This is a genomic window from Pseudomonas sp. LBUM1678 (assembly GCF_059695575.1).
Map to the genome: position 1 here is coordinate 1,301,079 of NZ_CP166775.1, position 24,342 is coordinate 1,325,420.

At 59.1% G+C, this 24,342-nt stretch carries 29 protein-coding genes; 20 read left to right on the plus strand and 9 right to left on the minus strand.

What is annotated here, in order from left to right:
* Position 1: 1 nt before the first annotated feature.
* From ACA070_RS05725 to recX, 14 genes are all read left to right on the plus strand, one after another.
* Positions 2-550, plus strand: coding sequence for a DUF4376 domain-containing protein (locus ACA070_RS05725; RefSeq protein ID WP_497450374.1), 549 nt, complete (start codon positions 2-4; stop codon positions 548-550).
* Positions 551-647: 97 nt separating this feature from the next.
* Positions 648-833, plus strand: a complete 186-nt coding sequence (locus ACA070_RS05730) for a hypothetical protein (RefSeq protein WP_497450375.1) — start codon at positions 648-650, stop codon at positions 831-833.
* A 2-nt stretch (positions 834-835) separates the two neighbouring features.
* Positions 836-2,002, plus strand: coding sequence for a phage tail sheath protein (locus ACA070_RS05735; RefSeq protein WP_497450376.1), 1,167 nt, complete (start codon positions 836-838; stop codon positions 2,000-2,002).
* Positions 2,002-2,508 (plus strand): phage major tail tube protein, encoded by a 507-nt coding sequence (locus ACA070_RS05740; protein WP_497450377.1) that lies wholly within the window; start codon positions 2,002-2,004, stop codon positions 2,506-2,508. Before ACA070_RS05735 ends, ACA070_RS05740 begins: the two co-directional genes overlap by 1 nt.
* Before the next feature lie 179 nt (positions 2,509-2,687).
* Positions 2,688-3,272 (plus strand): phage tail assembly protein, encoded by a 585-nt coding sequence (locus ACA070_RS05745; RefSeq protein ID WP_497450378.1) that lies wholly within the window; start codon positions 2,688-2,690, stop codon positions 3,270-3,272.
* 128 nt (positions 3,273-3,400) lie between these two features.
* Positions 3,401-5,470, plus strand: coding sequence for a phage tail tape measure protein (locus tag ACA070_RS05750; protein ID WP_497450379.1), 2,070 nt, complete (start codon positions 3,401-3,403; stop codon positions 5,468-5,470).
* Complete coding sequence (locus tag ACA070_RS05755; protein WP_497450380.1) at positions 5,470-5,853, plus strand: phage tail protein; 384 nt, start codon at positions 5,470-5,472, stop codon at positions 5,851-5,853. The genes ACA070_RS05750 and ACA070_RS05755 overlap by 1 nt, the downstream gene beginning before the upstream one ends.
* Entirely contained in the window at positions 5,846-6,058 is a 213-nt protein-coding gene (locus ACA070_RS05760) for a tail protein X (protein WP_497450381.1), read from the plus strand. Before ACA070_RS05755 ends, ACA070_RS05760 begins: the two co-directional genes overlap by 8 nt.
* Positions 6,059-6,067: 9 nt before the next feature.
* A complete protein-coding gene (locus tag ACA070_RS05765) occupies positions 6,068-7,084 on the plus strand; it encodes a phage late control D family protein (protein WP_497450382.1) in 1,017 nt (338 codons plus the stop codon).
* 66 nt (positions 7,085-7,150) lie between these two features.
* Positions 7,151-7,714: a glycoside hydrolase family 19 protein gene (locus ACA070_RS05770; protein WP_497450383.1), complete on the plus strand. Its 564-nt coding sequence runs from the start codon at positions 7,151-7,153 to the stop codon at positions 7,712-7,714.
* The gene (locus ACA070_RS05775) at positions 7,696-8,232 is read left to right on the plus strand and encodes a lysis system spanin subunit (RefSeq protein ID WP_497450384.1); all 537 of its coding nucleotides are present in this window, start codon (positions 7,696-7,698) and stop codon (positions 8,230-8,232) included. Before ACA070_RS05770 ends, ACA070_RS05775 begins: the two co-directional genes overlap by 19 nt.
* 80 nt (positions 8,233-8,312) lie before the next feature.
* Positions 8,313-8,813, plus strand: a complete 501-nt coding sequence (locus ACA070_RS05780) for a CinA family protein (RefSeq protein ID WP_497450385.1) — start codon at positions 8,313-8,315, stop codon at positions 8,811-8,813.
* A gap of 83 nt (positions 8,814-8,896) precedes the next feature.
* The gene (gene recA / locus ACA070_RS05785; protein WP_497450386.1) at positions 8,897-9,949 is read left to right on the plus strand and encodes a recombinase RecA; all 1,053 of its coding nucleotides are present in this window, start codon (positions 8,897-8,899) and stop codon (positions 9,947-9,949) included.
* A gap of 8 nt (positions 9,950-9,957) precedes the next feature.
* A complete protein-coding gene (recX, locus tag ACA070_RS05790) occupies positions 9,958-10,425 on the plus strand; it encodes a recombination regulator RecX (RefSeq protein WP_219096805.1) in 468 nt (155 codons plus the stop codon).
* Between the two features lie 55 nt (positions 10,426-10,480).
* On the opposite strand, the gene ACA070_RS05795 is transcribed toward recX, so the two are convergent.
* The gene (locus ACA070_RS05795; protein WP_497450387.1) at positions 10,481-11,599 is read right to left on the minus strand and encodes an LOG family protein; all 1,119 of its coding nucleotides are present in this window, start codon (positions 11,597-11,599) and stop codon (positions 10,481-10,483) included.
* A 477-nt stretch (positions 11,600-12,076) separates the two neighbouring features.
* On the opposite strand from ACA070_RS05795, the gene ACA070_RS05800 reads away from it, so the two are divergent.
* Positions 12,077-12,271, plus strand: a complete 195-nt coding sequence (locus ACA070_RS05800) for a hypothetical protein (protein ID WP_462025857.1) — start codon at positions 12,077-12,079, stop codon at positions 12,269-12,271.
* Here ACA070_RS05800 and ACA070_RS05805 read toward each other — a convergent pair whose 3' ends face one another.
* A complete protein-coding gene (locus ACA070_RS05805) occupies positions 12,272-12,697 on the minus strand; it encodes a PA3611 family quorum-sensing-regulated virulence factor (protein ID WP_497450388.1) in 426 nt (141 codons plus the stop codon).
* Between the two features lie 189 nt (positions 12,698-12,886).
* Here ACA070_RS05805 and ACA070_RS05810 point away from each other — a divergent pair, with 189 nt between their 5' ends.
* From ACA070_RS05810 to ACA070_RS05820, 3 genes are all read left to right on the plus strand, one after another.
* Positions 12,887-13,645, plus strand: a complete 759-nt coding sequence (locus ACA070_RS05810; RefSeq protein ID WP_497450389.1) for a tRNA-uridine aminocarboxypropyltransferase — start codon at positions 12,887-12,889, stop codon at positions 13,643-13,645.
* Between the two features lie 209 nt (positions 13,646-13,854).
* Positions 13,855-14,505, plus strand: coding sequence for a response regulator transcription factor ErdR (gene erdR / locus ACA070_RS05815; RefSeq protein WP_010462704.1), 651 nt, complete (start codon positions 13,855-13,857; stop codon positions 14,503-14,505).
* Positions 14,506-14,579: 74 nt separating this feature from the next.
* Positions 14,580-14,942, plus strand: a complete 363-nt coding sequence (locus ACA070_RS05820) for a diacylglycerol kinase (protein WP_008010143.1) — start codon at positions 14,580-14,582, stop codon at positions 14,940-14,942.
* On the opposite strand, the gene ACA070_RS05825 is transcribed toward ACA070_RS05820, so the two are convergent.
* A complete protein-coding gene (locus ACA070_RS05825) occupies positions 14,939-15,865 on the minus strand; it encodes a LysR family transcriptional regulator (protein ID WP_401357356.1) in 927 nt (308 codons plus the stop codon). The genes ACA070_RS05820 and ACA070_RS05825 overlap by 4 nt on opposite strands.
* 122 nt (positions 15,866-15,987) lie before the next feature.
* Between ACA070_RS05825 and fpr the strand changes: the two genes are divergently transcribed.
* The gene (fpr, locus tag ACA070_RS05830; protein ID WP_003443014.1) at positions 15,988-16,767 is read left to right on the plus strand and encodes a ferredoxin-NADP reductase; all 780 of its coding nucleotides are present in this window, start codon (positions 15,988-15,990) and stop codon (positions 16,765-16,767) included.
* A gap of 147 nt (positions 16,768-16,914) precedes the next feature.
* Here the strand turns inward: fpr and tsaA are convergent, their stop codons facing one another.
* The 6 genes from tsaA to rimO form a co-directional block, all read right to left on the minus strand.
* Positions 16,915-17,613: a tRNA (N6-threonylcarbamoyladenosine(37)-N6)-methyltransferase TrmO gene (gene tsaA, locus ACA070_RS05835; protein ID WP_497450390.1), complete on the minus strand. Its 699-nt coding sequence runs from the start codon at positions 17,611-17,613 to the stop codon at positions 16,915-16,917.
* 186 nt (positions 17,614-17,799) lie between these two features.
* Positions 17,800-18,570 (minus strand): SDR family oxidoreductase, encoded by a 771-nt coding sequence (locus tag ACA070_RS05840; RefSeq protein ID WP_497450391.1) that lies wholly within the window; start codon positions 18,568-18,570, stop codon positions 17,800-17,802.
* Positions 18,571-18,762: 192 nt separating this feature from the next.
* A complete protein-coding gene (locus ACA070_RS05845; protein WP_056739223.1) occupies positions 18,763-19,233 on the minus strand; it encodes a YehS family protein in 471 nt (156 codons plus the stop codon).
* 75 nt (positions 19,234-19,308) lie between these two features.
* On the minus strand, positions 19,309-20,019 hold the full coding sequence (locus tag ACA070_RS05850; protein ID WP_010462687.1) for an rRNA pseudouridine synthase: 711 nt from the start codon (positions 20,017-20,019) through the stop codon (positions 19,309-19,311).
* A 187-nt stretch (positions 20,020-20,206) separates the two neighbouring features.
* Positions 20,207-20,680 (minus strand): GNAT family N-acetyltransferase, encoded by a 474-nt coding sequence (locus ACA070_RS05855; protein ID WP_497450392.1) that lies wholly within the window; start codon positions 20,678-20,680, stop codon positions 20,207-20,209.
* Positions 20,681-20,792: 112 nt separating this feature from the next.
* Complete coding sequence (gene rimO / locus ACA070_RS05860; protein ID WP_131059214.1) at positions 20,793-22,130, minus strand: 30S ribosomal protein S12 methylthiotransferase RimO; 1,338 nt, start codon at positions 22,128-22,130, stop codon at positions 20,793-20,795.
* Positions 22,131-22,418: 288 nt separating this feature from the next.
* On the opposite strand from rimO, the gene ACA070_RS05865 reads away from it, so the two are divergent.
* Entirely contained in the window at positions 22,419-24,320 is a 1,902-nt protein-coding gene (locus ACA070_RS05865) for a potassium transporter Kup (protein ID WP_497450393.1), read from the plus strand.
* Positions 24,321-24,342 lie beyond the last annotated feature (22 nt).

Consider the following 24,342-nt stretch of genomic DNA (forward strand, 5'->3'; position numbering starts at 1 on the left):
GATGAGCATTTTTGTATCTCCCGCTACCGGCGGCTTTTATCATCAGCCAGGCAATACAGATATACCCACAGATGCCATTAGCGTCACGAAAGAAAAGTACGCCGAATTAGTAGTTGGCCTTTGCGCAGGTAAACAGCTCTCTTGGAATGATGAAGGAGCACCAACGCTTGCTGACCCTGCAACCACTGCCAAGAATTACCCGGTCGTTATTGCTAATGAGCGATTCGCCCACGAGGTCAGTGGCGTGACCGTCACCGGATTCGTAATTGAAACAACCCGCGACAGTCAGGCACTGATTGCCGGTACGGGTCTTTCCGCCTTGCTAGATCCTGACTATCGCTGCAACTTCAAAACAGTCAATGGTTTCGTCGAGATCGGCGCCGCGCAGATTCTCGTGATTGCCAAGGCTGTCAGGGCGCATGTCCAAGCTTGCTTCGACCGTGAACTGGCTTTGCTTCGTGCGCTCGAGGCGGGTCTCTACACGGATGCAATGCTCAATACGGGATGGCCGGATTCTTTGTCATCCACAACGGCTGCAACAGCCCAATAAACGCCCCGCACCGTCGGGGCGTTTTCTTATCCGCTAATCAACACCCAACAGCCCCTTCCTCAAACAAAGGGGCTTTTTCATATTTGGAGAAACCCAAATGGCAGAACGCCAAACCTACACCGTCCTCGTCCCGTTCCCCGTCGGGCGCGGTCACTGGTCCACCACCGGTCAAGAGCTGGACCTGCTCGATGTCGAGGCCAACGCACTGCTCAGCGCCGGTCGTCTGGAGCTGAAATCCACATCCACCAAGGCCGTGAAGGCCGCTGCCAAGAAGGCTGAATAACCATGGCTGAGGTTTTGAACTTCGAGCACAACGGCATCACCGTCAATGCCACCGAATCCCCCGAGGCCATGGGTGGCCTGGGTGACAATGTCATCGGACTGATCGGCACTGCGCCGAAAGCCGATCCTCTGATTCCGCGCAATTCTCCGTTTCGCATCAACAGCTTCACCACCCAGGCACTGCTCGATCCGACCGGCACCGAGTCGGGCACGTTGTTCCACGCGGTGTACCAGATCCTGAAAGTGGTGAAAGTGCCGGTCTACGTGGTCATCGTCGAAGAGGGCACGGCCCCGGCGGACACTGTGAATAACGTGATCGGCGGCATCGAGCCAGTGACCGGTCGCAAACTGGGCCTGGCCGCGTTGAGCGGCGTGTCCGAAGACCTGACCATCATCGGCGCACCAGGCTTCACCGGCACCAAAGCCGTGGCCAGCGAGTTCGCTTCCTTCGGCAAGCGCATCAAGGCGCGCGTGGTACTCGACGGCAAGGACGCCGCGGTGGCCGATCAAGTGACTTACAGCCAGGAACTGGGCGGTGCGGACCTCGGTTTTGACCGCTGCCTGCTGGTGCACAACATGCCGTCGGTGTACTCCAAGGCAGCGAAGAAAAACGTGTTCCTCTCGCCATCGAGCCTGGCCATCGCCGCCCTGGCCAAGGTCAAGCAGTGGGAGAGCCCGGGCAACCAGGTGACCTATGCCGAGGACGTGTCGCGGGTCGTGGAATACAACATCCTCGACAAATCCACTGAAGGCGATCTGCTCAATCGCTACGGCATCAGCTACTACGCCCGGACCATCCTCGGCGGTTTCTCGCTGCTGGGTAACCGCTCCATCACCGGCAAGTTCATCAGCTACGTCGGCCTCGAAGATGCGATCAGCCGCAAGCTGGTCAAGGCCGGCCAGAAAGCCATGGCGAAAAACCTGACCAAGTCGTTCATGGATCAGGAGGTCAAGCGCATCAACGACTGGCTGCAAACCCTGGTCGCCGACGAAACCATCCCGGGCGGTAGCGTGTATCTGCACCCGGAATTGAACAGCGTCGAGAAGTACAAAAACGGCACATGGTTCATCGTCATCGACTACGGCCGCTACGCGCCGAACGAACACATGGTTTATCAACTCAATGCCCGCGATGAAATCATCGAGCAGTTCCTGGAGGACGTTCTCTAATGTTTACCAACCGCGTAAGACAGGCCATCGCGGCCACCCTGCAAGGCCTGCCGTTGTCGGCGACGGTGGAAGAATTTACCCCGCCGAAGATCGAGTTCGAGATGGAAAACATGGTCGGCGGCCGCTTCATCGGCGAAGAAATGGCCAAAAGTGGCAAGGCGCTGACCTCCAAGCTGATCCTGCAAGGCGCCGGACCGGAGATCATGCTCGCCCTCGGCGTGAAGCTGGGCGACGATATTCTGCTGAACGTGCGTGAAGCCGGTCAGGATCAGGACGGTAACACCTGGTTCACCTACCACACCGTCGGCGGCAAGTTGAAATCCCTTGAGGAAGCCGTCCTCAAAATGAACGACAAACCCAAGACCACCCTCGAGCTGTCCTGCCGCACCTACAACCGTCTCGAAAACGGCATCCCCGTGATCGACATCGACGTGCGCACACAAAAGTTCGTGCTCAACGGCGTGGACATTCTCGGTGGCGCCCGTCGCGCTGTGCTGATCCCGTAACACCAGGACCAGCCATAGCGCACTACCTGTGGGAGCGAGCCTGCTCGCGATGAGGGCTTCACTTTCAACATCATTGTTGACTGCCCCGACGCTATCGCGAGCAGGCTCGCTCCCACAAGGATTGTGGCGAACAGTTCCCTGCGCAGCACCCTTTCATGAATCACCAAGGAATTTCTTACATGTCCTGGATGCCACCCAAACATGAACTGTTGTCACCGATTACCGGTGATGACGGATCAGGGATCGAACTGATCCAACTCAAGCCGCTGTATTACGCCGCACAGAAAGAAGCCCTGGCCCGCGCCGGCGATGACGAAGACGATCAGTTCTTCGAGCTGGCCAAATTGGCCACCGGCCTGTCGGTCAAGGAGCTCGACCAGCTCAAACGCCCGGACTACGTGAGCATCGCGCAGTACGTGCATGAGATGTCGACTCGTCCGGCGTCGTATTTTCTACAGCTGGACACCGAAGCTGACGCCGCATTGGACGATCCCGACCAAGTGCAACTGCTGCAGCCGCTCAACGCTGCGGGCCGAAGCCTGACCTCGCTCACTCTGGAGATGCCGGTACTGCGCGCCACCAAGGCGATGAAGAAACTGAAAACGCCCAAAGAGCGCGCCGAGTTCATCACCGCTCATTGCACCGACCTGATGATTCCCGATCTGGATCTGTTGACGGTGCCCGACTGGACACAGCTTCAGGTACGCATCGACGATTTTTTAAACAAACCGGCGGACTACTTTCGGAGCGCGACATCGAAGTAATCCTCGATGTCGTGCCGCTCATTTACTTGGTAAGTGAGGCGGAAATTCTGGAATGGGACGCCGGCAAGGCATTGCGCCGCTACGACATCGCGATCACTCGCCTTGGCGTGAAACAGGAGTAGAGCGGGATGGCGGACGATAGATATTCGCTCAAATACGCAGCCGTCGATAACGGTGGGTTGGCGTTCGGAAATACCGGCCTGACTACTGCAACCACAAGCGTTGTGTCAGCACCAGGTGCGGGCACGTCCGCCAGGGATCAAATGCCTGGCCTCGGTCTGGCGCTGGAAAACGTCGGGCTCAAGCTCAGCCTGCTGACCACGGCTATTGAATCGTTGACCTTGAAACTTTCGTCGCAACGTTTGTTACCGCAGGCAACGGGAGCCGGTCAAAAGTGTGAGTCGGCCTGCGAGCAGAAGAGTGCGGGCAAGTCGGGTAGCCTTATCGAACCGCCGGACCTGCTTAAACCCGCGATAGCGATGGATTCGGCCAGGGCCGATCTGAAGCAGGCAGGCCAATTTACTCCGCGCCAGAGCGAAGAGATGGCGCAGGAAACCCAGCGCATCGCCAGCGCTCCGCTGGTGGCGGCCGGAGGGACTAAAGCGGTTGATTTGGTGCGGATTGCAAGTCTGGCCGCCGAGGCAGGAATCGCGGGTGATCTGCCCAATGCTTCGGACCGACAGTTTGAGCTGCTGCGCTTCGCCAGTGATGCTGGCGTCGCTGCGTCCGCGTTCAAAATGCCGGGCATGAATGTGGCAGAGATGATGGTCGACTGGCGCACCTCCATGAAGCTCAACGGTGCTCAAGCCTTTGACCTGGCGGATGCAGTCAACCAGTTGGGCAAGATACCCCGTGGTGCGAAAGCAGCTGACATCGGCGCCGTTTTGCAGCGTGATGGTAGTGCTGCTACAGCAGCAGGCCTGGCACCCGCGCAAGCCGCCGCGTTAACGACGGCATTGTTGAACACCGGTACGCAAAAGGCTGATGCCGGCGTAGCGCTAAAAGACATCGCCACTGCCATGGGCAAGGGGGATCAGGCCTCCAAAACCGAGCAGGTGGCCTGGAAGCAGCTGGGGCTGGAGCCGAAAGCGGTGGCGAGCGGCTTGCGTGACAAGGACGCGGCACCTGGCACGGTGATGTCGGTGCTGGCGGCCTTGAACGCGCAACCTGCCGAGAAACGCTCCACGCTGGCCTCTACGCTATTTGGCAATAGCGATCAGGCGGCACTGCGCATGGCGCAAAACCTTGCCGAGGTGAATGCCGCCTTCTGGCAGGTGAAAGACAAAGCCCAGTACGCCACGTCGGAACTGGGTGACAAGGGGTCGGTAAGGCAAGACGCACTCGCGCTGTCGAAAACCCGGCAAGGCCAGTTGAACGTCTTGAGCGCACGCACTGATCATCTGTCGGTGGCCATGGGCGATGCGCTGGCACCTGCGACGGATAGCTCGATCCACTCGCTTGGTTTGCTGGTTGATAGCTTGAGTGAATTTGCTGAAACCTCGCCTAAAGCCACCGCTGCAATTGTGCTGGTTGCAGCAGCGATCAAACCGCTGGTGGGGGCGCTGTCCAAAGCCGTAATGGATGAGATGACCAGTCGGGCGGCCAAGCGAGTATTGGGCGGCGAGGCTCCCCGTCTCACCGGCAATTCTCTGAAAGGCACGAGTGCTTCATTGGGCGTATTCAAGCGTTTTTTACCTGGCGCATTTGCGTTAAAGGCCGCCCCCGATGTGATTGAAGGAACAATGAGTGGCGACCTCAAGATGGTCGGCACTGGCCTGGGAACCGCTGGTGGTGGCTGGGCGGGGGCCTCGGCAGGAGGTGCCATCGGCGCCGCTGAGGGTACCTTATTCGGTCCCCTTGGCACGGCCATTGGCGGAGCGATAGGTGCGGTCGGCGGCGGATTGGCAGGGAGCTGGATTGGTGGGGAGTCGGGTAGCTGGCTGGGTGAAAAACTCGCTGCACCTGCCGACCAACTCGCCGCTCCGGATCAGGTCAGCAAAGACCTGACCAGCGCCCAGACGAGCAATCAGCAGAACTCGATGACGGCGAACATCTACATCAATGGCCAGGATCAGGCCAGCGCCAGTCAGTTGGCGAACCTGGTGGTGCAGCAGATTACCGGCCAATTCGCACTTATGACCCTGCCTAACTCACTCGCCATGCGAAGTGACGCGGCCCTGACCGACGGAGGTACCTGATGCGTCAGCAAATGGTGTTGGGCAATTTTATTTTCGGCCTGTCCAGAAACTTCGCTTACAGCAGCTTGGTGCGCGGTTCGGATGGTGGATGGAAAAGCATCGATATTCAGAACAGCAAACCCATCGCCAGTCAGACCGGCCAAGGCCTGCAAACGTTGAAGATATCGGGCAAATCGATGTACGCGACGGCGATGGACCGGCTTGACGAGTTGCGTGCATTGCAGGCGCTGCGCGTCCCGGTGCCGTTGGTTGACGGCATCAGCCGCAATTGGGGTCTATGGCAGATCATCACGGTGACGGAAACCCAAGGCAGCGTGATTGATGACGGCACTGCGATGGTGGTCGAGTGGACGATCGATTTATTGGAGTTTGCCAATGCGTAACGTTCGAAGTATTGCCGGAGATTCGGTGAATCTGCTGCTGTATCGGGCGCTTGAGCGTTGTGACGATGCAGCCGAGGAGGCGCTTTGGCGTCTCAATCCGGGGCTCGCCGAATATGCCCCGGTATTGCCGGCGGGTGTGCGGGTTCTCCTGCCTGAACTCGATGCAAAACCGATTGCACCCAAGCCGGCGTCGGCCTGGGATTAAGGAGGCAACATGTCACTTGGTTTCACACCCTCGGTGGAGATCTACGGCGCGAATGCTGCGCTGCTCAACGAGCGCCTGATTTCATGGCAGCACATCGATGCGGCGGGGATAGAGTCCGATCAACTGACGCTTGCAATTAACCTGGAAGGACTCGAAGGACTGCCGAGCCTGGGCGGAAAAATCGGCTTGCGAGTGGGCTATGTGGAGTCGGGTCTGGTTGATAAGGGTGAGTTCGTCGTCACACGGCGCACGCCGACGCTGTTTCCCCTGCGTATGACGCTGGTGGCCACGGCGGCACCGTTCAGTGCCGCGGATGAGACCGGCTTCAAGCAGCGCCGATCGGTCAGCCACGGTCCGACAACCGTGGGGACGCTGTTTCGCCAGTTGACGTCCAGGCATGGATTTTCACCGCGCGTGGCTCCTGATCTGGCGCAAATCAAGATTGAACATATCGACCAGTCCAACGAGACGGACATGGGTTTTCTGACCCGGCTTGCCTGCCTCCATGACGGTGTCGCCAAGCCGATCAACGATCTGTATGTGCTGGCACGACGTGGTCAGGCGAAGTCGCTGTCGGGCAACGTCATGCCGGACATAAAGCTCTCTGTGACGACCAACAATCGGCCGGGCGAACAGTCTTTTATTGCGGCAACACTCGAAGAAACCGCGCGAGCAAAATACCAGGGCTGCAAGACCAGTTGGTGGGATGCAGCGGCCGGTAAAGTGCGTGTCGAGGAAAGCGGCATCGCGCCGTTCAAGACCCTTCGTCAACGCTATCAAAGCGCAGGCGATGCCCGGGCCGCCGGTGAAGGCGAGGTGCGCCGGATGATGCGTGAAGCATTGAAGGTGAAGATCGACTGCCCCGGCAATCCAGGATTGTCCGCCGAAGGTCTGGTGCTGCTGGACAGTACGTGGCCCGATTTCATGCGCGGTCGTTGGTCAATCGACAAGGTAACGGCCAGCGGCAGTCGTCAGAACAGCTATCGCTGTTCGATCGAGGCGACCTGTCTGGATGCGCGGTCCTAAAGGATATGAACTGATTTCTACTGGTGGCGACCGAATGACTTCTCCATCCGGTCTATGGGTATAACCATGACTATTACGCAACAACTGCTGGAAACCATCATGCCCAACGCCCGCTCCCAAGCGGGCGTTTTCATTTCTGCTCTCAACACTGCCATGCTTCGTTTCAGCATCAACACCCCGAAACGCATCGCCGCGTTCCTCGCGCAAGTCGGTCATGAGTCAGGCCAGTTGCAGTACGTGCGTGAACTCGGCAGTGATCAGTATTTAAGCAAGTACGACACAGGCACGTTGGCCTCCCGTTTGGGTAATACTCCAGCGCTCGACGGCGACGGCCAAAAGTATCGCGGCCGCGGCCTGATCCAGATCACCGGTCACGACAATTACCGCCAATGCAGTCTCGGACTGTTCGGTGACGACCGCTTGTTGTTTCTGCCGGAGCTGCTGGAAAAACCCCAATGGGCCGCCGAATCAGCTGCCTGGTTCTGGCAGCAGAACGGCCTCAACGAACTGGCCGACCGCGATCAGTTCAACAGCATCACTCGCCGCATCAATGGCGGCCTGAACGGATTACAGGATCGCCTGCAACTCTGGGCGCGGGCGAGGGCGGTTTTATGCCAGCCTTCGGTCTGATGCCGTTTTCTTACCGGGCAATCGGCCTTTTTGTGTTTCTGGTGGTGTTGGCCGGCGGCTCGGCGGCGCTGGCCTGGCACGTTCAGGATTGGCGGTACGGCCGGCAACTCGCAGAACAGGTCAGGCTGCACGCCGAGGCACTGAATCAACTGACGCTGGCCGCCGCGACTCAGCAACAGGTCGAGCAGGACAAACGTCTGGCATTGGAGCAGCGTCTGTCGGCCAGTGAACTAACCCATTACCGAGCGCTAAGCGATGCCCAACGTGATCAAGGTCGCCTGCGCGATCGTCTTGCCACTGCTGATCTGCGCCTGTCAGTCCTCCTCGAAACCGGCGACATTGCCTCAGGCAACTCAGTGCCAGCCTCTGCCAGCACCGGCAGCCTGGATAATGGCGCCCCGCGAGCCCGACTTGACCCGGCGCATGCTCAACGAATTATCGCCATCACCGACGCCGGCGACAGCGGACTGATTGCTTTGCAGGCTTGTCAGGCGTACGTCAGAGCCGTCGCTCGCTAACATTTTGATCGACCCTGTGCCTTGCAAGCGCAATCTGCTCGTGTACGGTAGTGCTCATTCCGCTCGCTCAGGAGATGACCGTGAAAGAAATCACTCAACTGGCCGCTGAACTTGGCAGGCGCTTGCAGGTTCTGAATGCCCACGTCACCGCTGCCGAGTCGTGTACCGGCGGTGGGATCTCGGAGGCGATCACTCGCATTCCGGGGAGTTCGGCGTGGTTCGAGGCCGGTTATGTGACGTATTCCAATCGGCAGAAAACCGAGCAATTGAACGTTCCTCCCGAGTTGTTCCCTACGGTGGGCGCGGTCAGTCGCGAGGTGGTCGAGGCAATGGTCCGTGGCGCGCAGGAAAAAAGCCGGGCGCATTTTGCCGTGGCGGTCAGCGGTGTGGCCGGCCCGGATGGCGGTTCTCCGAACAAGCCGGTCGGCACGGTCTGGCTGGCCTGGGGCGTCGGTGAGCAGCTGTTCAGCGAGGTACAGCACTTCGCCGGTAACCGCGATGAGGTCCGCCGACAAACGGTTAAGGCCGCGCTAGAGGGGCTGCTGCGTCATGCCGCTGGAGAAATCTCAAATCAGGGGTAGGCGATCCTGAAACGCTGTGGAATAATACTGGCTACTTATACAGGTGTTGGCCGTCAGGCCTTATTGATTACGTGAGGACTTTAATGGACGACAACAAGAAGAAAGCCTTGGCTGCGGCCCTGGGTCAGATCGAACGTCAATTCGGCAAGGGTGCCGTAATGCGTATGGGCGATCAGGACCGTCAGGCGATCCCGGCTATCTCCACTGGCTCTCTGGGTCTGGACATCGCGCTCGGCATTGGCGGTCTGCCAAAAGGCCGTATCGTTGAAATCTACGGTCCTGAATCTTCCGGTAAAACCACGCTGACGCTGTCGGTGATCGCCCAGGCTCAAAAAGCCGGAGCGACCTGCGCATTCGTCGACGCCGAACACGCCCTCGACCCTGAATACGCCGGCAAACTGGGCGTCAACGTCGACGACCTGCTGGTTTCCCAGCCGGACACCGGCGAGCAAGCACTGGAAATCACCGACATGCTGGTGCGTTCCAACGCGGTTGACGTGATCATCGTCGACTCCGTGGCGGCCCTGGTTCCGAAGGCTGAAATCGAAGGCGAAATGGGCGACATGCACGTGGGCCTGCAGGCCCGTCTGATGTCCCAGGCGCTGCGTAAAATCACCGGTAACATCAAGAACGCCAACTGCCTGGTGATCTTCATCAACCAGATCCGCATGAAGATCGGCGTGATGTTCGGCAGCCCGGAAACCACCACCGGTGGTAACGCGCTGAAGTTCTACGCCTCGGTTCGTCTGGACATCCGTCGTACTGGCGCGGTGAAAGAAGGTGATGAAGTCGTCGGTAGCGAAACCCGCGTTAAAGTTGTGAAGAACAAGGTGGCTTCGCCGTTCCGTCAGGCCGAGTTCCAGATTCTTTACGGCAAGGGCATCTACCTCAACGGCGAGATGATCGACCTGGGCGTGCTGCACGGTTTCGTTGAGAAGTCCGGCGCGTGGTATGCCTATGAAGGCACCAAGATCGGTCAGGGCAAGGCTAACTCGGCCAAGTTCCTGGCAGACAATCCGGAAATCGCCGCCAAGCTCGAGAAGCAACTGCGTGACAAGTTGCTGACCCCTGCGCCGGACGTCAAAGCCTCGCCAGTCAAAGAGACGGCTGCTGACCTGGCAGACGCTGATATCTGATTGATCCGATGACCGCCGTACTCGATACACTCGTCGCGGTGCGGCGAACCGCCATGGACCTGCTCGCACGACGCGAGCACGGTCGAGTCGAGCTGACGCGTAAACTGCGTCAGCGCGGCGCTCTCCCTGAAATGATTGACACAGCACTCGACCGTTTGACGGAAGAGGGTCTGCTGTCCGAATCCCGTTACCTCGAAAGTTTCGTTTCCTACCGTGCTCGTTCCGGCTACGGCCCTTTGCGTATTCGCGAAGAATTGAGCCAGCGCGGCCTGCAACGTAATGACATCGAACTCGCCTTACGCGAGAGCGGTATCAACTGGCAGGAGCAACTGGAAGAGACCTGGCGACGCAAATTTGCCGGGCATCTGCCGATAGACGTCCGGGAACGCGCCAAGCAAGGGCGTTTCCTGAGTTATCGGGGATACTCCATGGAAATGATCGGCCGCTTGTTCAGCGGTAGGGGAATGGATGATTAATAAAAACGGCCCGCTATTTCGATAGCGGGCCGTTTTTTTTTGCCTCGATTTTGCCTCACGTCACCTTGGACGGCTCTCGCGTTCGCTGTTGCGCCGGGGGTTTGGAATGAGCCCAGTTTTCCGGCAGGTTGATGTAGTCCACCAGTTCCCGCAGGCGGCCATGATCCCTGGCGTTGAAGTTGAAGGCCAGTCGCGCCAGATGACTGAACTGCGCTTCATCGTGCTCCTCGCCGTTATAGGCATGCTGATGAAAGTGGTCGCTCAGGCACAGATCGGCGAACGCTTCCTGCATGTCCTCGAGCGCCTGGTCGCTGAGCTTGTGGTTCATGCGGATCACGAACTGATGCTTGAGCCAGCGACTGGAGTGAAAGTTGCCGTAGAACTGATTGATCTGCTCCACCGCTTCTTCGGCGCTGTAGACCAGGCTCACCAGCTTCATGTCGGTCGGCAGGATGTAGCGGTTTTCCTCCAGTTGATGGTGAATGAAGTCCAGCGCGCCTTGCCAGAACGTGCCACCCGGCGCGTCCAGCAGCACGACAGGCACCAGCGGGCTTTTGCCGGTCTGAATCAACGTCAGCACTTCGAGCGCTTCATCCAGGGTGCCGAAACCACCTGGACACAGGACCAGAGCGTCGGCTTCTTTGACGAAGAACAGCTTGCGAGTAAAGAAGAAGTGGAAGGGCAGCAGGTTGGCGGTGCCTTGAACGGTGGGGTTGGCATGTTGCTCGAAGGGCAGGGTGATATTGAACCCCAGACTGTGTTCCAGGCCGGCACCCTCATGGGCCGCCGCCATGATGCCGCCACCGGCACCGGTAATGACCATCAGGTCCGAGCGCGCCAGCGCGGCGCCGAGTTCCCGGGCCAGGCCATACAGCGGGTGTTCGATCGGTGTGCGCGCCGAGCCAAAAACGGTGACCTTGCGTCGCCCCCTGAACTGTTCGAGCGCGCGGAAAGCATGCTCCAGTTCGCGCAGGGCTTGAAGGGTGATCTTGGCATTCCAGCGGTTGTGATCTTCCTGGGCCATGCGCAGCACGGTCAGGATCATGTCGCGGTAAATCGGGATGTTGGGGCTGTTGGGTGAAACCAGGTTGAGTTGCTCTTCGACCTTGCTGATGAGGTCGTGGCCGCTTTCTTCGAAATGACGGCTCAGGAGGTCATTCGGTTGGTAAGGCATTCAACTTCTCCTTCTGCACAGAACCCTTGGCACCGACAAAACAGTCGTCAGCGCCGCGACACCTCATGTGTCGCTGTCTACCCAAGCCCATGCCTGGGCGCTCCACCCGACTCGGTTCGAGTCGTCCATACAGGCTCTGTTTTTCCCTTGGATGAAAGAAACATTCGCACAACAAGACACGCGACGGGCAGCCCCTTTCCTGCCCTGAAAAGTGATCGTGAACACTCTGAATCTAGACCCTTGCAGAGATTCTCGCTGACTTGATCATTGCGCCGCAAAGTCTTTCCTGGCAACCGCTTATTGACGATTTGCAAGGTGAATTCACCGTTCGTCTGAACGCAAGCCACGGGCCCAACGCTCTGATTTACTAAGTTACAGGCGTGACACGACAACTTTGCGTCAAAGGCAGGGCGCACGGTTCATGCGGTTTAAGGATTTTTCGCTCAAACAGGGCGAGGTGCAGGGAGGCTGTAAACGATGGCCAGAGTCATTCTGGAAATCGATACGCAACTGTATCGATTACTGAAGTCATCCGCCGAGACCCATCATTTGAGTCTTGAAGAAGAGTGTTGCCGGCGTTTGGAAGGCGCTGAGCGGCGTTCGCGTTATTTGCAGGCATTGGTAGCAGAACTGCGCGCCGAGGATGAACAGCGGCGCGCCAATTCCCGATGATTACTTCTTCTTGGCCGGAGCCGCTTTTGGGCAATCCGATTCCTGATAGCTGGCGGAACCGACTGAGCGGTTGGTCTTCACTTCAGTGAAGTCGTAACGCATGACCGCGCCCTTGGCCATCAGCTTGCGGAACGATGGGTTGTTGCATACAGAGGCGCCCAGCTGGAAATACACGGCTTTTGGGTCAGCACGCATCTTGTTGGCGTGGCTGCTTTGTACGCTCAGATGATTGATCAGCGTGTTGCCTTCGACGGTGTAGCCCTGATCAAGAATGTCTTCGTTGATCGCCCGTGGAGTGCCAGCACTGCTTTGAGCGGCGACGTTTCGCAGCTCTCTGTTGAGATTCTGCTCACTCAAGGATGCAGCCTGAGCGCTGAAAGACGACGCCAGCAAAATGGCAGCGGTGGGAACGATAAGGCGCAGCATGAAACTCTCCTGGTTCAGTGACTGGTGGTTCGACCCGTCACATGACTGTGCGTTCAGTGGCGGCGAATTATAGGGGACGAGGCCTGGACGGTACAGGCTTGCGCCGGCTGCTCTGATAAACTGCCGCGTCTTTGTGCCCTGTCGAGTGTTCTTCGTGTCGATTTTCTTTCCCCTCCGGTGCTGCCTGCGATGAGCCCTGTAACCCCACCCTTTGCTGCAAACGCCGTCGCCCGCTTGCGCGACGAGCGAGAGGAGGAGGGCATCAAGCCGATTCAGGCCCGTGGCTGGAGGGCTCCGCGTTGCCGTGCCTGCCGCGTGATCGAGAGTCACTGCCTGTGCGCCTGGCGCCCGCAGGTCGAGGCCCGCTCTGGCGTGTGTCTGATCATGACCAATAAAGAGGTGTTCAAACCGAGCAACACCGGTTGGTTGATCGCCGACGTGGTGCGTGACAACCATGCCTTTATCTGGTCACGCACCGAAACGGATCCGCAGTTGCTGGCGCTGCTGGCCGACCCGCAGTGGCAACCGTATCTGGTCTTTCCGGGTGAATACGTCGAGCCTGAGCGCGTGACGAACACCGTCGAAGCCGATAGCACCAAGCGGCCATTGTTCATTCTGCTCGACGCAACCTGGACCGAAGCCCGGAAGATCTTCCGCAAGAGCCCGTATTTTGATCGCCTGCCGATCCTGAGCCTGCTGCCCGAGAAACTGTCGCGGTACCGGTTGCGTCGGTCGACCCGCAGCGAGCATTTGTGCACCGCCGAAGTGGCGGCTTTATGTCTGGATCTTGCGGGTGATACCGAGGCGGCATCGGCACTGGACGCTTATTTCGATGTGTTCAGCCAGCATTACCTGGATGCGAAACACCAGTTGGACATGAACGTTGCAACGCCAGCCCACACCGAGCTGATGCCTTTCGTGCAGAGCACGGCTCCGGTCATCTGCTGATTGTCGCCCATACTGCAAAGAACTGTACCGGCCATGCACCTTGACCACCCCGGTTTCGCTGGGCATGCTTGGCGCCGATTGGGGCGCGGCCAAAGTTTGATACGCCGTATTCTTTACGTGATAGCCACGTGATTGGCGTTGAACGTGCCCTGTTGGTGCAGCTCCGTGGCTGTGCCTTGAGTTGTTAGAAAAACAGGATCATTAGAAAAATGGCCACATACGAAATCCTGATCGCCGATGACCACCCTCTTTTTCGTAGCGCCCTGCATCAAGCGTTGACCCTGGGCCTGGGTCCGGATGTCCGTCTGGTGGAAGTGGCAAGCATTGCCGAGCTGGAAACCCGACTGGACGAAAAATCTGATTGGGATCTGGTGCTGCTGGACCTCAACATGCCGGGAGCCTACGGTTTTTCCGGGCTGGTGCTGCTCCGCGGTCAGTACCCGCAGATTCCGGTGGTCATGGTGTCGGCCCAGGAAGAGGCTTCGATCATGGTGAAATCCCGTGAATTCGGTGCCAGCGGCTTCATCCCCAAGTCCAGTGACCTGAGCGTCATCCAGAAAGCCGTCCGTGCGGTGCTTGATGGTGATGTGTTCTGGCCGCCCCAGGCGTTCGAAGCCGTGAGCGTTTCCGCTGAAGCCAAAGCCGCCAGTGAAGGCCTTGCCAGCCTGACGCCGCAGCAGTTCCGGGTGCTGACCATGGTCTGTGAGGGATTGCTGAACAAGCAGATCGCGTACGAGTTGAGCGTTTCCGAAGCGACCATCAAGGCGCATGTCACGGCTATATTTCGTAAGCTGAATGTGCGCACTCGCACCCAGGCTGCGTTGCTCTTGCAACAACTTGAGTCAATTTCTAGCCACTAAGAGTTGCCTGTTCACGCTTTTTTGACTTTGGTTGATCTAGCTTTCCCACTCCTTTTTGGTCAGTTGCCTACTCTATGTCTCCATTCAAAGGCCAAACCGGCCTCAAACGCATCCTTAACGCTTCCGGCTATTCGCTGGACGGCCTGCGCGCAGCTTTCACCGGCGAAGCGGCTTTTCGGCAACTGGTGTTGCTCAACGTCATCCTGATCCCGCTGTCGTTCTTTCTGAACGTCAGCCGCGTCGAGCAGGCATTGCTGATCGCGGTCTGCCTGTTGGCGTTGATCGTCGAATTGCTGAATTCGGCAGTGGAAGCGGCCATCGACCGCATCTCTCTTGAATTGCACCCGTTGTCCAAGAACGCCAAAGACATGGGCAGCGCCGCTCAGTTCGTGGCGTTGAGCATGATCGCGCTGGTGTGGGCAGTGATTCTGCTTTAAGCGATGGTGGGCAGCACGATCTCGTCGCTGCGCTGAACCCCGGCGGTGAAGGCGCGGCACAGGTCGAGGAATTCGCGCATCGCCGACGTCTGATATTTCTGTTTGTGCCAGATGAAATAGAACTGCCGCGCCAGGTCCAGATCCGGTGTCTCCACCGGCACCAGGCTGCCGCGGCGGAACGCATCGCGCAGCGCCAGGCGCGAAATGCAGCCAATCCCCAGGCCTGATTCCACCGCGCGCTTGATCGCTTCGGTGTGCTCCAGTTCCAGACGGATATTCAGCGCGCTGCGATGGTGACGCATGGCCTGGTCAAAGGTCAGTCGCGTACCGGAACCTTGTTCCCGCAGAATCCAGGCCTCGTGGGTCAGTTCTTCCATGGTCGCGCTGCCACGCTTGGCCAGCGGATGCTGCGGTGCGCAGAACACCACCAGCTCATCCTCGACCCAGCTCTGCACTTCGATGTCCGGATGGCTGCAGTCGCCTTCGATCAGACCCAGATCAATTTCATAGTGCGCGACTTGCTGCACGATGTTGGCAGTGTTCTGCACGTGCAGCTTCACCTGGCTTTCCGGATGGCGCTGCATGAAGCTGCCGATCAGCAAGGTGGCCAGGTAATTGCCGATGGTCAGGGTCGCACCGACCGCCAGAGAGCCGAAACCGGACTTGCCGTTGAGCAAGTCTTCGATTTCCTTGGCCTGGTCGAGCAGGGCCACCGCTTGCGGCAATAGCTGTTTGCCAAGCGCGTTGAGGCTCAGCCGTTTGCCGGCGCGGTCGAACAGCTGACAGCTGGACTGACGCTCTAGCTCGGTGATCGAGGTGCTCGCCGCCGATTGCGAAAGGTTGAGCAGACCCGCAGCACGGGATACGCTTTCCTGCTGGGCGACGGCGACGAATACTTGAAGTTGACGGAGAGTAAATCGCATATCTATATAACCGATAACCCTTATCTTAATAATCCATTTAACAGATATTGTCGCTGCCATTAGAATGCGATGCAATTGCGCACATCAGCGTCGCAGGCAAAATCTCCAGGAGTCCCACGTACATGAGCAACATGAACCACGAGCGTGTCCTCAGTGTTCATCACTGGAACGACACTCTGTTCAGCTTCAAGTGCACCCGCGACCCGGGCCTGCGCTTCGAGAACGGTCAGTTCGTGATGATCGGCCTGCAACAGCCCAACGGCCGGCCGCTCATGCGCGCTTACTCGATTGCCAGTCCGAACTGGGAAGAGCATCTCGAGTTCTTCAGCATCAAGGTGCCTGATGGCCCGCTGACTTCCCAGCTGCAGCATCTGAAGGAAGGCGACGAAATCATCATCAGCAAAAAGCCTACCGGCACCCTGGTGCTGGATGACTTGAAGCCTGGCAAGCATTTATACCTGCTCAGCACCGGTACCGGCCTGGCGCCGTTCATGAGCGTCATCCAGGACCCGGAAACCTACGAGCGTTTCGAAAAAGTGATCCTGTGCCACGGCGTACGTTACGTCAACGAAGTCGCTTACCGCGAGTTCATCACCGAGCACCTGCCGCAGAACGAGTTCTTCGGCGAGGCGCTGCGTGACAAATTGATCTACTACCCGACCGTGACCCGCGAGCCGTTCGAGAACGAAGGTCGCCTGACCGACCTGATGCGTAGCGGCAAACTGTTCAGCGACATCGGTCTGCCACCGATCAACCCGCAGGATGACCGCGCCATGTTGTGCGGCAGCCCGAGCATGCTCGACGAGACCAGCGAAGTGTTGAACAGCTTCGGCCTGAAAGTTTCGCCGCGGATGCGCGAGCCGGGTGACTACCTGATCGAGCGTGCGTTCGTCGAGAAGTAAGCACAACGCCTGAAGGCTTTGCTTTCCCTGTGGGAGCGAGCCTGCTCGCGATAGCGGTCTATCAGTCAGCGTAACGGTCGACTGACACACCGCTATCGCGAGCAGGCTCGCTCCCACAGTGGTTTCTCCCACAGTGGTTTCTGGGGTTCAAGCTTTTGCCGGAATGACTTCCAGAACGCGGATTACGCCCGCCTCGGGGTAATGCCAGCGCACATCCAGGTCCCAGAACTGCGCACCATATTCCCGCTCAGGTGTAGGAGTCTGGTACGCCGGGCGTGGATCTTGCGCCAGGCATTGCTCGATCAGCTCGACCAAAGGCTCGCCAAGGCGCTGAGCATGGCCATGAGCCTGTTGCAGCGCTGAATCCGTCCACTGCACGGGAATCAGCAGCGGCGCGGCGCTGGCGATGCTATTGGAGGCCGTGTCGATGATGTCCGCGTAAGGCACGTAGGGTTTGATGTCGAGAATCGGCGTGCCGTCGAGCAGGTCGATTCCTGAAATCCACAACCGATTAGCCTCGACCTTGTCCAGCTTCACCACCGATTGGCCGATGCCATTGGGCCGATGCGTCGCGCGGGTGGCGAACACCCCCATGGATTTGTTGCCGCCCAGGCGCGGAGGGCGGACCTTCAGGCGTGGTTTTTCTTCCAGTGCCTGATGAAACAGGAACAGCAGCCAGACGTGGCTCACCTGTTCCAGCCCTTGCACTGCATCGCCCTGATCGAACGGCGCCACCAGTTCCAGCACGCCACGCGCGGCCGGGGCCAGTTGCGGCTGGCGCGGGATGGCGAACTTCTCCTTGAAGCAGGAGCGTACGAAGCCGATGGGGGAAACGGTGTAGGTCATGGTTTGGGGTCGGGGCGGGAGTTTGGTCGGGCATGATAACCCGGGCCGCCCCAGAATCGGTGGTGCCTGTCAGTCCGTCATCGCGAGCAGGCTCACTCCCACACTTGAACCTCTGTGGTCGCAGAATGTGTAGTCACGCAGGTCCCCTGTGGGAGTGAGCCTGCTCGCGATGGCCGCACCGCCGATCTAGAGACTAAACCCACCATCCAACGGAATAATATTCCCGGTCATATAAGCCCCGGCCGTACTCGCCAGACTGATCGCCAACGCCGCCATCTCTTCCTCGCGCCCCCAGCGTTTCATCGGAATCAACGCCGTATCTTCGGCCAGCGCCTGCTCATCATTACCAATGTGCTGGGTCATCTTGCTAGGGAACCGTCCCGGCGCAATCACGTTGACATTGATGTGCTGGCTCACCAGCTCCCGCGCGAGAATCCGCGACAGTTGATGCAGGGCGGCCTTGCTCGGCCCGTAGGCATACGCCTGTTCGCCAAAGGAAGAAATCCCCGCCACCGAACCGATGTTGATGATCCGCGCCGGATTGGCTTCTGAGCCGGCCTTGCGCAGCAGTGGCAAAAACTGCTGGATGCAGTTGAACACCGAGGTCACGTTGAGCTGCATGACCTTCTCCCAGCCCTTGACCGGGTAGCTTTCCAGCGGAGCGCCCCACGTGGTGCCGGCGTTGTTCACCAGAATGTCCAGTTGAGGAATCTGTTCGCCCAGCCACGTAGCCAGTTGCAACACGCCTTCTTCATTGGCCAGGTTGGCCGCCACACCGTGGCAAGTCCCGAAGGTGCTCAGTTCATCAGCCGTTTGCTGACAGGCTTCGGCATCCCGCGCGCAGACGTACACGGTGGCGCCGGCCTCGACATAAGCCTTGGCGATCATTTTGCCGATACCACGGGTGCCGCCGGTCACCAGAGCGGTGCGGCCTTGCAGGGAAAAGTACGGGTGCATGGCGAGTCCTGAGAGCTGAGGGTCAATACACCCTAGTCGTCAGCCGCCAGAAGCGGAGCCACTATTTTTGCGAGGAATGAACATCTATACAGAATGGCCTGCGACCGCTCTTGTAGGAGCCGGCTTGCTGGCGATGGCGTTCTCAAGATCGCCTTCGCCAGCAAGCCGGCTCCTACAGGGCGCGTGGCGGGCTTACTGCGGACGAACGCGCAGGGTCAGGCCTTTGAGGAAGTTGCGCAGCAGCTGGTCGCCGCACGGGCGATAGTTGGTGTGGCCGAACTTGCGGAACAGCGCGCTCAGCTCAGGCTTGGACACCGGGAACTCGGACGCCTTGAGGATCGCGTGCATGTCGTCTTCCTTCAGTTCGAAGGCCACACGCAGTTTTTTCAGGATGATGTTGTTGGTCACCGGCACTTCGATCGGCTGCGGCGGACGGCTTTCGTCCTTGCCGCGCTTGAAGGTCACTAGGCCGTCGAGGAAATGCGCCATGACTTCGTCCGGGCAGCGTACGAAACCTTCCTCGTCTTCCTCTTTTTTGTCGAGGTACGTCACCAGGTCTTCCAGGGTCACGTCCATGCCGCCGAGCTTGATGATCTCGATGACTTTCTTGTCGCTGATGTCGAGCATGTAGCGCACGCTGCGCAGTACGTCGTTATGAATCATGGTGTGCAATCCTGATATTCAGCAGTGGGCGCCGCATAAACAGCGGCGCCGAAATGTGTGGCGGCATGAAAAGTCTTAGAACTTCTCTTTGCCGGACAGGTAGCGCCATTGCCCCAACGGCACTTTGCCGATGGACACGCCGCCGATGCGGATGCGGCGGATGGCGACGACCTTCAGGCCGACGGCCTGGCAAAACAGGGCGATCACGCCCGGTTGCGGGTTCTTCATCGCAAAACGCAGGCGGTTCTCGTTCTGCCAGCTGGCCTTGACCGGCGGCAATTCCTTACCTTTGTACGTCAGGCCGTGGTTCAGGCGGTTGAGGCCGTGAGCCACCATGTCGCCTTCGACTTCGACGACATACTCTTGCTCGATCTTGGCGGAGTCAGCGGTCAGTTTGCGCAAGATCTTCCAGTCCTGGGTGAACACCAGCAGACCGCTGGCATTGGCCTGCAAGTCGGTGCTGGCGGTCAGGCGCAGGAAGTGGCCCTTGAGCGGGCGTTTGCTGAAGCGGTGTTCTTCGCTCAGGGTCTCGGCGCTGATGGTCGCCATCGCCGTTTCCGCGTCCATGCCCACTGGCACGTTCAGCAGGATGGTCACCGGCTCCGGTGCAGTGGCCTTGGCCTCTGGATCGAGCTCGACTTTCTGGGTGTCGACCTTGAATTGCGGCTCGTCGATGACTTCGCCGTCCACGGTGACCCAGCCGCCCTCGATGAACAGCTCAGCCTCCCGACGGGAACAGCCGACGAGTTCGATGAGGCGTTTGGAGAGACGAATCGGGTCAGTCATGACAGGGCCGTAACAAAAAAGGGGTGGGCATTGTACCTGCGTGGCGCCGGTTAATCCCGGCTCCATTTCAGTACGGCTGAATTTCCTGTGGGAGCTGGCCTGCCAGCGATGCAGACGCTACGGTTTGTCAGATACACCGAGGTGATGCAATCGCTGGCAGGCCAGCTCCCACAGGGGTTCTATGGTGTCAGGCATGTTGTGAACGCTGCTGGTTTTGGCGCAAGCGCATATGCAGCAACGGATACGGCTGCCCCATGCCATCGACCTCCGAACGCCCAATCACCTCGAACCCTTGCTTGAAGTAGAACCCCAGCGCCTGCGGGTTCTGCTCGTTGACGTCCAGCTCGTCGGCGTTCAAATGCTCCATGGCATAGCGCAGCAACTGCTTGCCCAAACCCTGGCCACGGTGGGCCGGGTCGATGAAGAGCATTTCGATCTTGCCCGCTGCCACCCCGGCAAACCCGGTGATGCGTTGGCGCGAGTCCTTGGTGCAGATCAGCATTACCGCGTCGAGGTAGCGGGTCAGCACCAGATTCTTCAGCAATTCAATGTAGCTGTCCGGCAGAAAGTCGTGGGTGGCGCGCACCGAGGCTTCCCAGACTCGCGTGAGTTCTTCGTAATCGCTGTGTTTCGGCGTGTGGATAACCGAATGTTGGCGCATGGCCGGATGCCCCTTTTCCTGTGAGTGTCGAGAATCCTTTCCTCACAAAACGATAGACGTAAAAAAGCCCCACATCTCGTCAAGAGAGCAGGGCTTTTCGTATTTTTTGCGTTTAGATCTGTTCAGCCCACAGGTCGTATTCGTCGGCGTCGGTCACTTTGCACCAGACCTTGTCGCCCGGCTTCAGGTTGCTGCCGTTGTCGATGAACACGTTGCCGTCGATTTCCGGGGCATCGAAGAAGCAGCGGCCAACGGCGCCTTGCTCGTCGACTTCATCGACCAGCACTTCGATTTCACGGCCGACGCGCATTTGCAGACGGGCCGAGCTGATGGCTTGTTGATGCGCCATGAAGCGGTCCCAACGGTCTTGCTTGACGTCGTCCGGAACGACTTCCAGGTCCATATCGTTGGCCGGAGCGCCATCCACCGGCGAGTACTGGAAGCAGCCGACGCGGTCGAGCTGGGCTTCGGTCAGCCAGTTCAACAGGTACTGGAAGTCTTCTTCGGTTTCGCCCGGGAAGCCGACGATGAAGGTCGAGCGGATGATCAGGTCCGGGCAGATTTCGCGCCAGTTCTTGATCCGCGCCAGGGTTTTGTCTTCGAAGGCCGGGCGTTTCATGGACTTCAGGACTTTCGGGCTGGCGTGCTGAAACGGGATGTCCAGGTACGGCAGGATTTTCCCGGCGGCCATCAGCGGGATCAGCTCGTCGACGTGCGGGTACGGGTAAACGTAATGCAGACGAACCCAGACGCCGAGGGTGCTCAGGGCTTCGCAGAGTTCGGTCATGCGGGTTTTCACCGGCGCGCCGTTCCAGAAACCGGTGCGGTATTTCACGTCGACGCCGTAGGCGCTGGTGTCTTGCGAGATCACCAACAGCTCTTTGACGCCGGCCTTGACCAGGCGCTGGGCTTCGTCGAGCACGTCACCGACCGGACGGCTGACCAGTTTGCCGCGCATCGACGGGATGATGCAGAAGCTGCAGCTGTGGTTGCAGCCTTCGGAAATCTTCAGGTACGCGTAGTGGCGCGGGGTCAGCTTGATGCCTTGCGGCGGCACCAGGTCAATCAGCGGGTTGTGATCCTGACGCGGCGGCACGGCGTCATGCACGGCGTTGACCACTTGCTCGTATTGCTGCGGACCGGTCACGGCCAGCACGCTCGGGTGAATCTTGCGAATGTTGCCTTCTTCGACGCCCATGCAGCCGGTCACGATGACCTTGCCGTTTTCCTTGATGGCTTCGCCGATCACTTCCAAAGATTCAGCCTTGGCCGAGTCGATGAAACCGCAGGTGTTGACCACCACGACATCGGCGTCCTGGTAGGTGGACACAACGTCATAACCTTCCATACGCAGCTGGGTAAGGATGCGCTCGGAGTCGACCAGTGCTTTGGGGCAACCCAGGGATACGAAGCCAACCTTTGGATTGGCCGGCGCAGGAGTGGTGGACATGTCTAACCTCGGTATTTGTGACGCCTCCAGCCGAAGACGGCAAGGCGACAAGCGGGCACTTGGCGTGCCTCTGATCAAAAAGTGCGCAATTCTAGCGATGAGAGGCGCACTTGACCAGCTTTATGCAGGGAAATACGACGAGTGCTGCGCTATGCTTCGCGCCGTTACGCTTTACCTATTCTTTACAGTCAATGAAACGTCTGTAACGTCATGTAAAACAGCGCATGCTGCGTGGCAAAGCATAGCGCTTCTTTCAAAGAAGTCCGGTCTGGGTAGTAGGAGTGGTGGATGGGTCAGGCAAGTAGTCAGGCAGCGGGTGCCGAACATTCGGCGGCGAAGCCGATCGGCATGCTGGTCGCGGCGGTCGGGGTGGTTTATGGCGATATCGGCACGAGCCCGCTGTACACCCTCAAAGAGGTGTTTTCCGGGGGCTACGGCGTACCGGTCAACCATGACGGCGTGCTGGGTATCCTGGCGCTGATCTTCTGGTCGCTGATCTGGGTCGTCTCGATCAAGTACATGATGTTCGTGTTGCGCGCCGACAACCAGGGCGAGGGCGGGATCATGGCCTTGACCGCGCTGGCCAGGCGGGCGGCGGCGGGGCATCGCAAATTGCGAGGGTTGCTGGTGGTCTGCGGGCTGATCGGCGCGGCGCTGTTCTACGGCGACAGCATGATCACCCCGGCGATTTCCGTGCTTTCAGCGATTGAAGGCCTTGGACTGGCATTCGATGGCATCGACCATTGGGTAGTGCCGTTGTCGCTGGTCGTGCTGGTGGCGCTGTTCCTGATCCAGAGCCACGGTACCGCGCGCATCGGCATCCTGTTCGGGCCGATCATGGTGACCTGGTTTGTGGTGCTGGGCGCGCTTGGTGTCTACGGCATCCTGCAGCATCCCGAAGTGTTGCAAGCGATGAACCCGGTCTGGGGCGTGCGCTTCTTCATTGTTCACCCGGGCATGGGCGTGGCGATTCTCGGCGCGGTGGTGCTGGCACTGACCGGTGCCGAAGCACTGTACGCCGACATGGGCCACTTCGGTCGCAAGCCGATTGCCCGCGCATGGTTCATCCTGGTGCTGCCGGCGCTGGTGCTGAACTACTTCGGTCAGGGTGCCTTGCTGCTCGGTGATCCGGAAGCCGCTCGCAACCCGTTCTATCTGTTGGCGCCGAGCTGGGCATTGATCCCGTTGGTGGGTTTGTCGACCCTGGCCACGGTGATCGCCTCGCAAGCGGTGATCTCCGGCGCGTTCTCCCTGACCCGTCAGGCGATCCAGCTCGGTTACATTCCGCGCATGCACATCCAGCACACGTCCAGTGCCGAGCAAGGCCAGATCTATATTGGCGCGGTGAACTGGTCGCTGATGGTCGGCGTGATTCTGCTGGTGATCGGCTTCGAGTCCTCCGGCGCCCTGGCCTCGGCCTACGGTGTGGCCGTGACCGGGACCATGTTGATGACCACCATCCTGGTGTCGGCGGTGATATTGCTGCTGTGGAAATGGCCTCCGATCCTCGCGGTGCCGCTGTTGCTCGGTTTCCTGTTGGTGGACGGTCTGTATTTCGCGGCCAACGTGCCGAAAATCATTCAGGGCGGGGCGTTCCCGGTGATCGCCGGTATCGCGTTGTTTGTGCTGATGACCACCTGGAAGCGCGGCAAGCAGCTGCTGGTGGAGCGCATGGACGAGGGCGGGCTGCCGCTGCCGATTTTCATCAGCAGCATCGCCGTGCAACCGCCGCATCGCGTCCAGGGCACCGCAGTGTTCCTCACCGCGCGCCCGGACGCCGTGCCTCACGCGCTGTTGCACAACCTGCTGCATAACCAGGTATTGCACGAGCAAGTGGTGCTGCTGACCGTGGTCTACGAAGACATCCCGCGCGTGCCGCCGACACGGCGCTTCGAGGTTGAATCCCACGGTGAAGGGTTCTTCCGCGTGATCCTGCACTTCGGCTTCGTCGATGAGCCGGACGTGCCGCAAGCGCTCAAGTTGTGTCATCTCGATGACCTCGACTTCAGTCCGATGCGCACCACCTACTTCCTCAGCCGCGAGACGGTGATCGCCTCCAAACTAGAAGGCATGGCGCGTTGGCGCGAGGCGCTGTTTGCCTTCATGTTGAAGAATGCCAACGGCAATTTGCGCTTCTTCAATCTGCCGCTGAACCGGGTGATTGAGTTGGGTACCCAGGTAGAGATGTAAGCCCCATCAAAAAGCCCCCGTT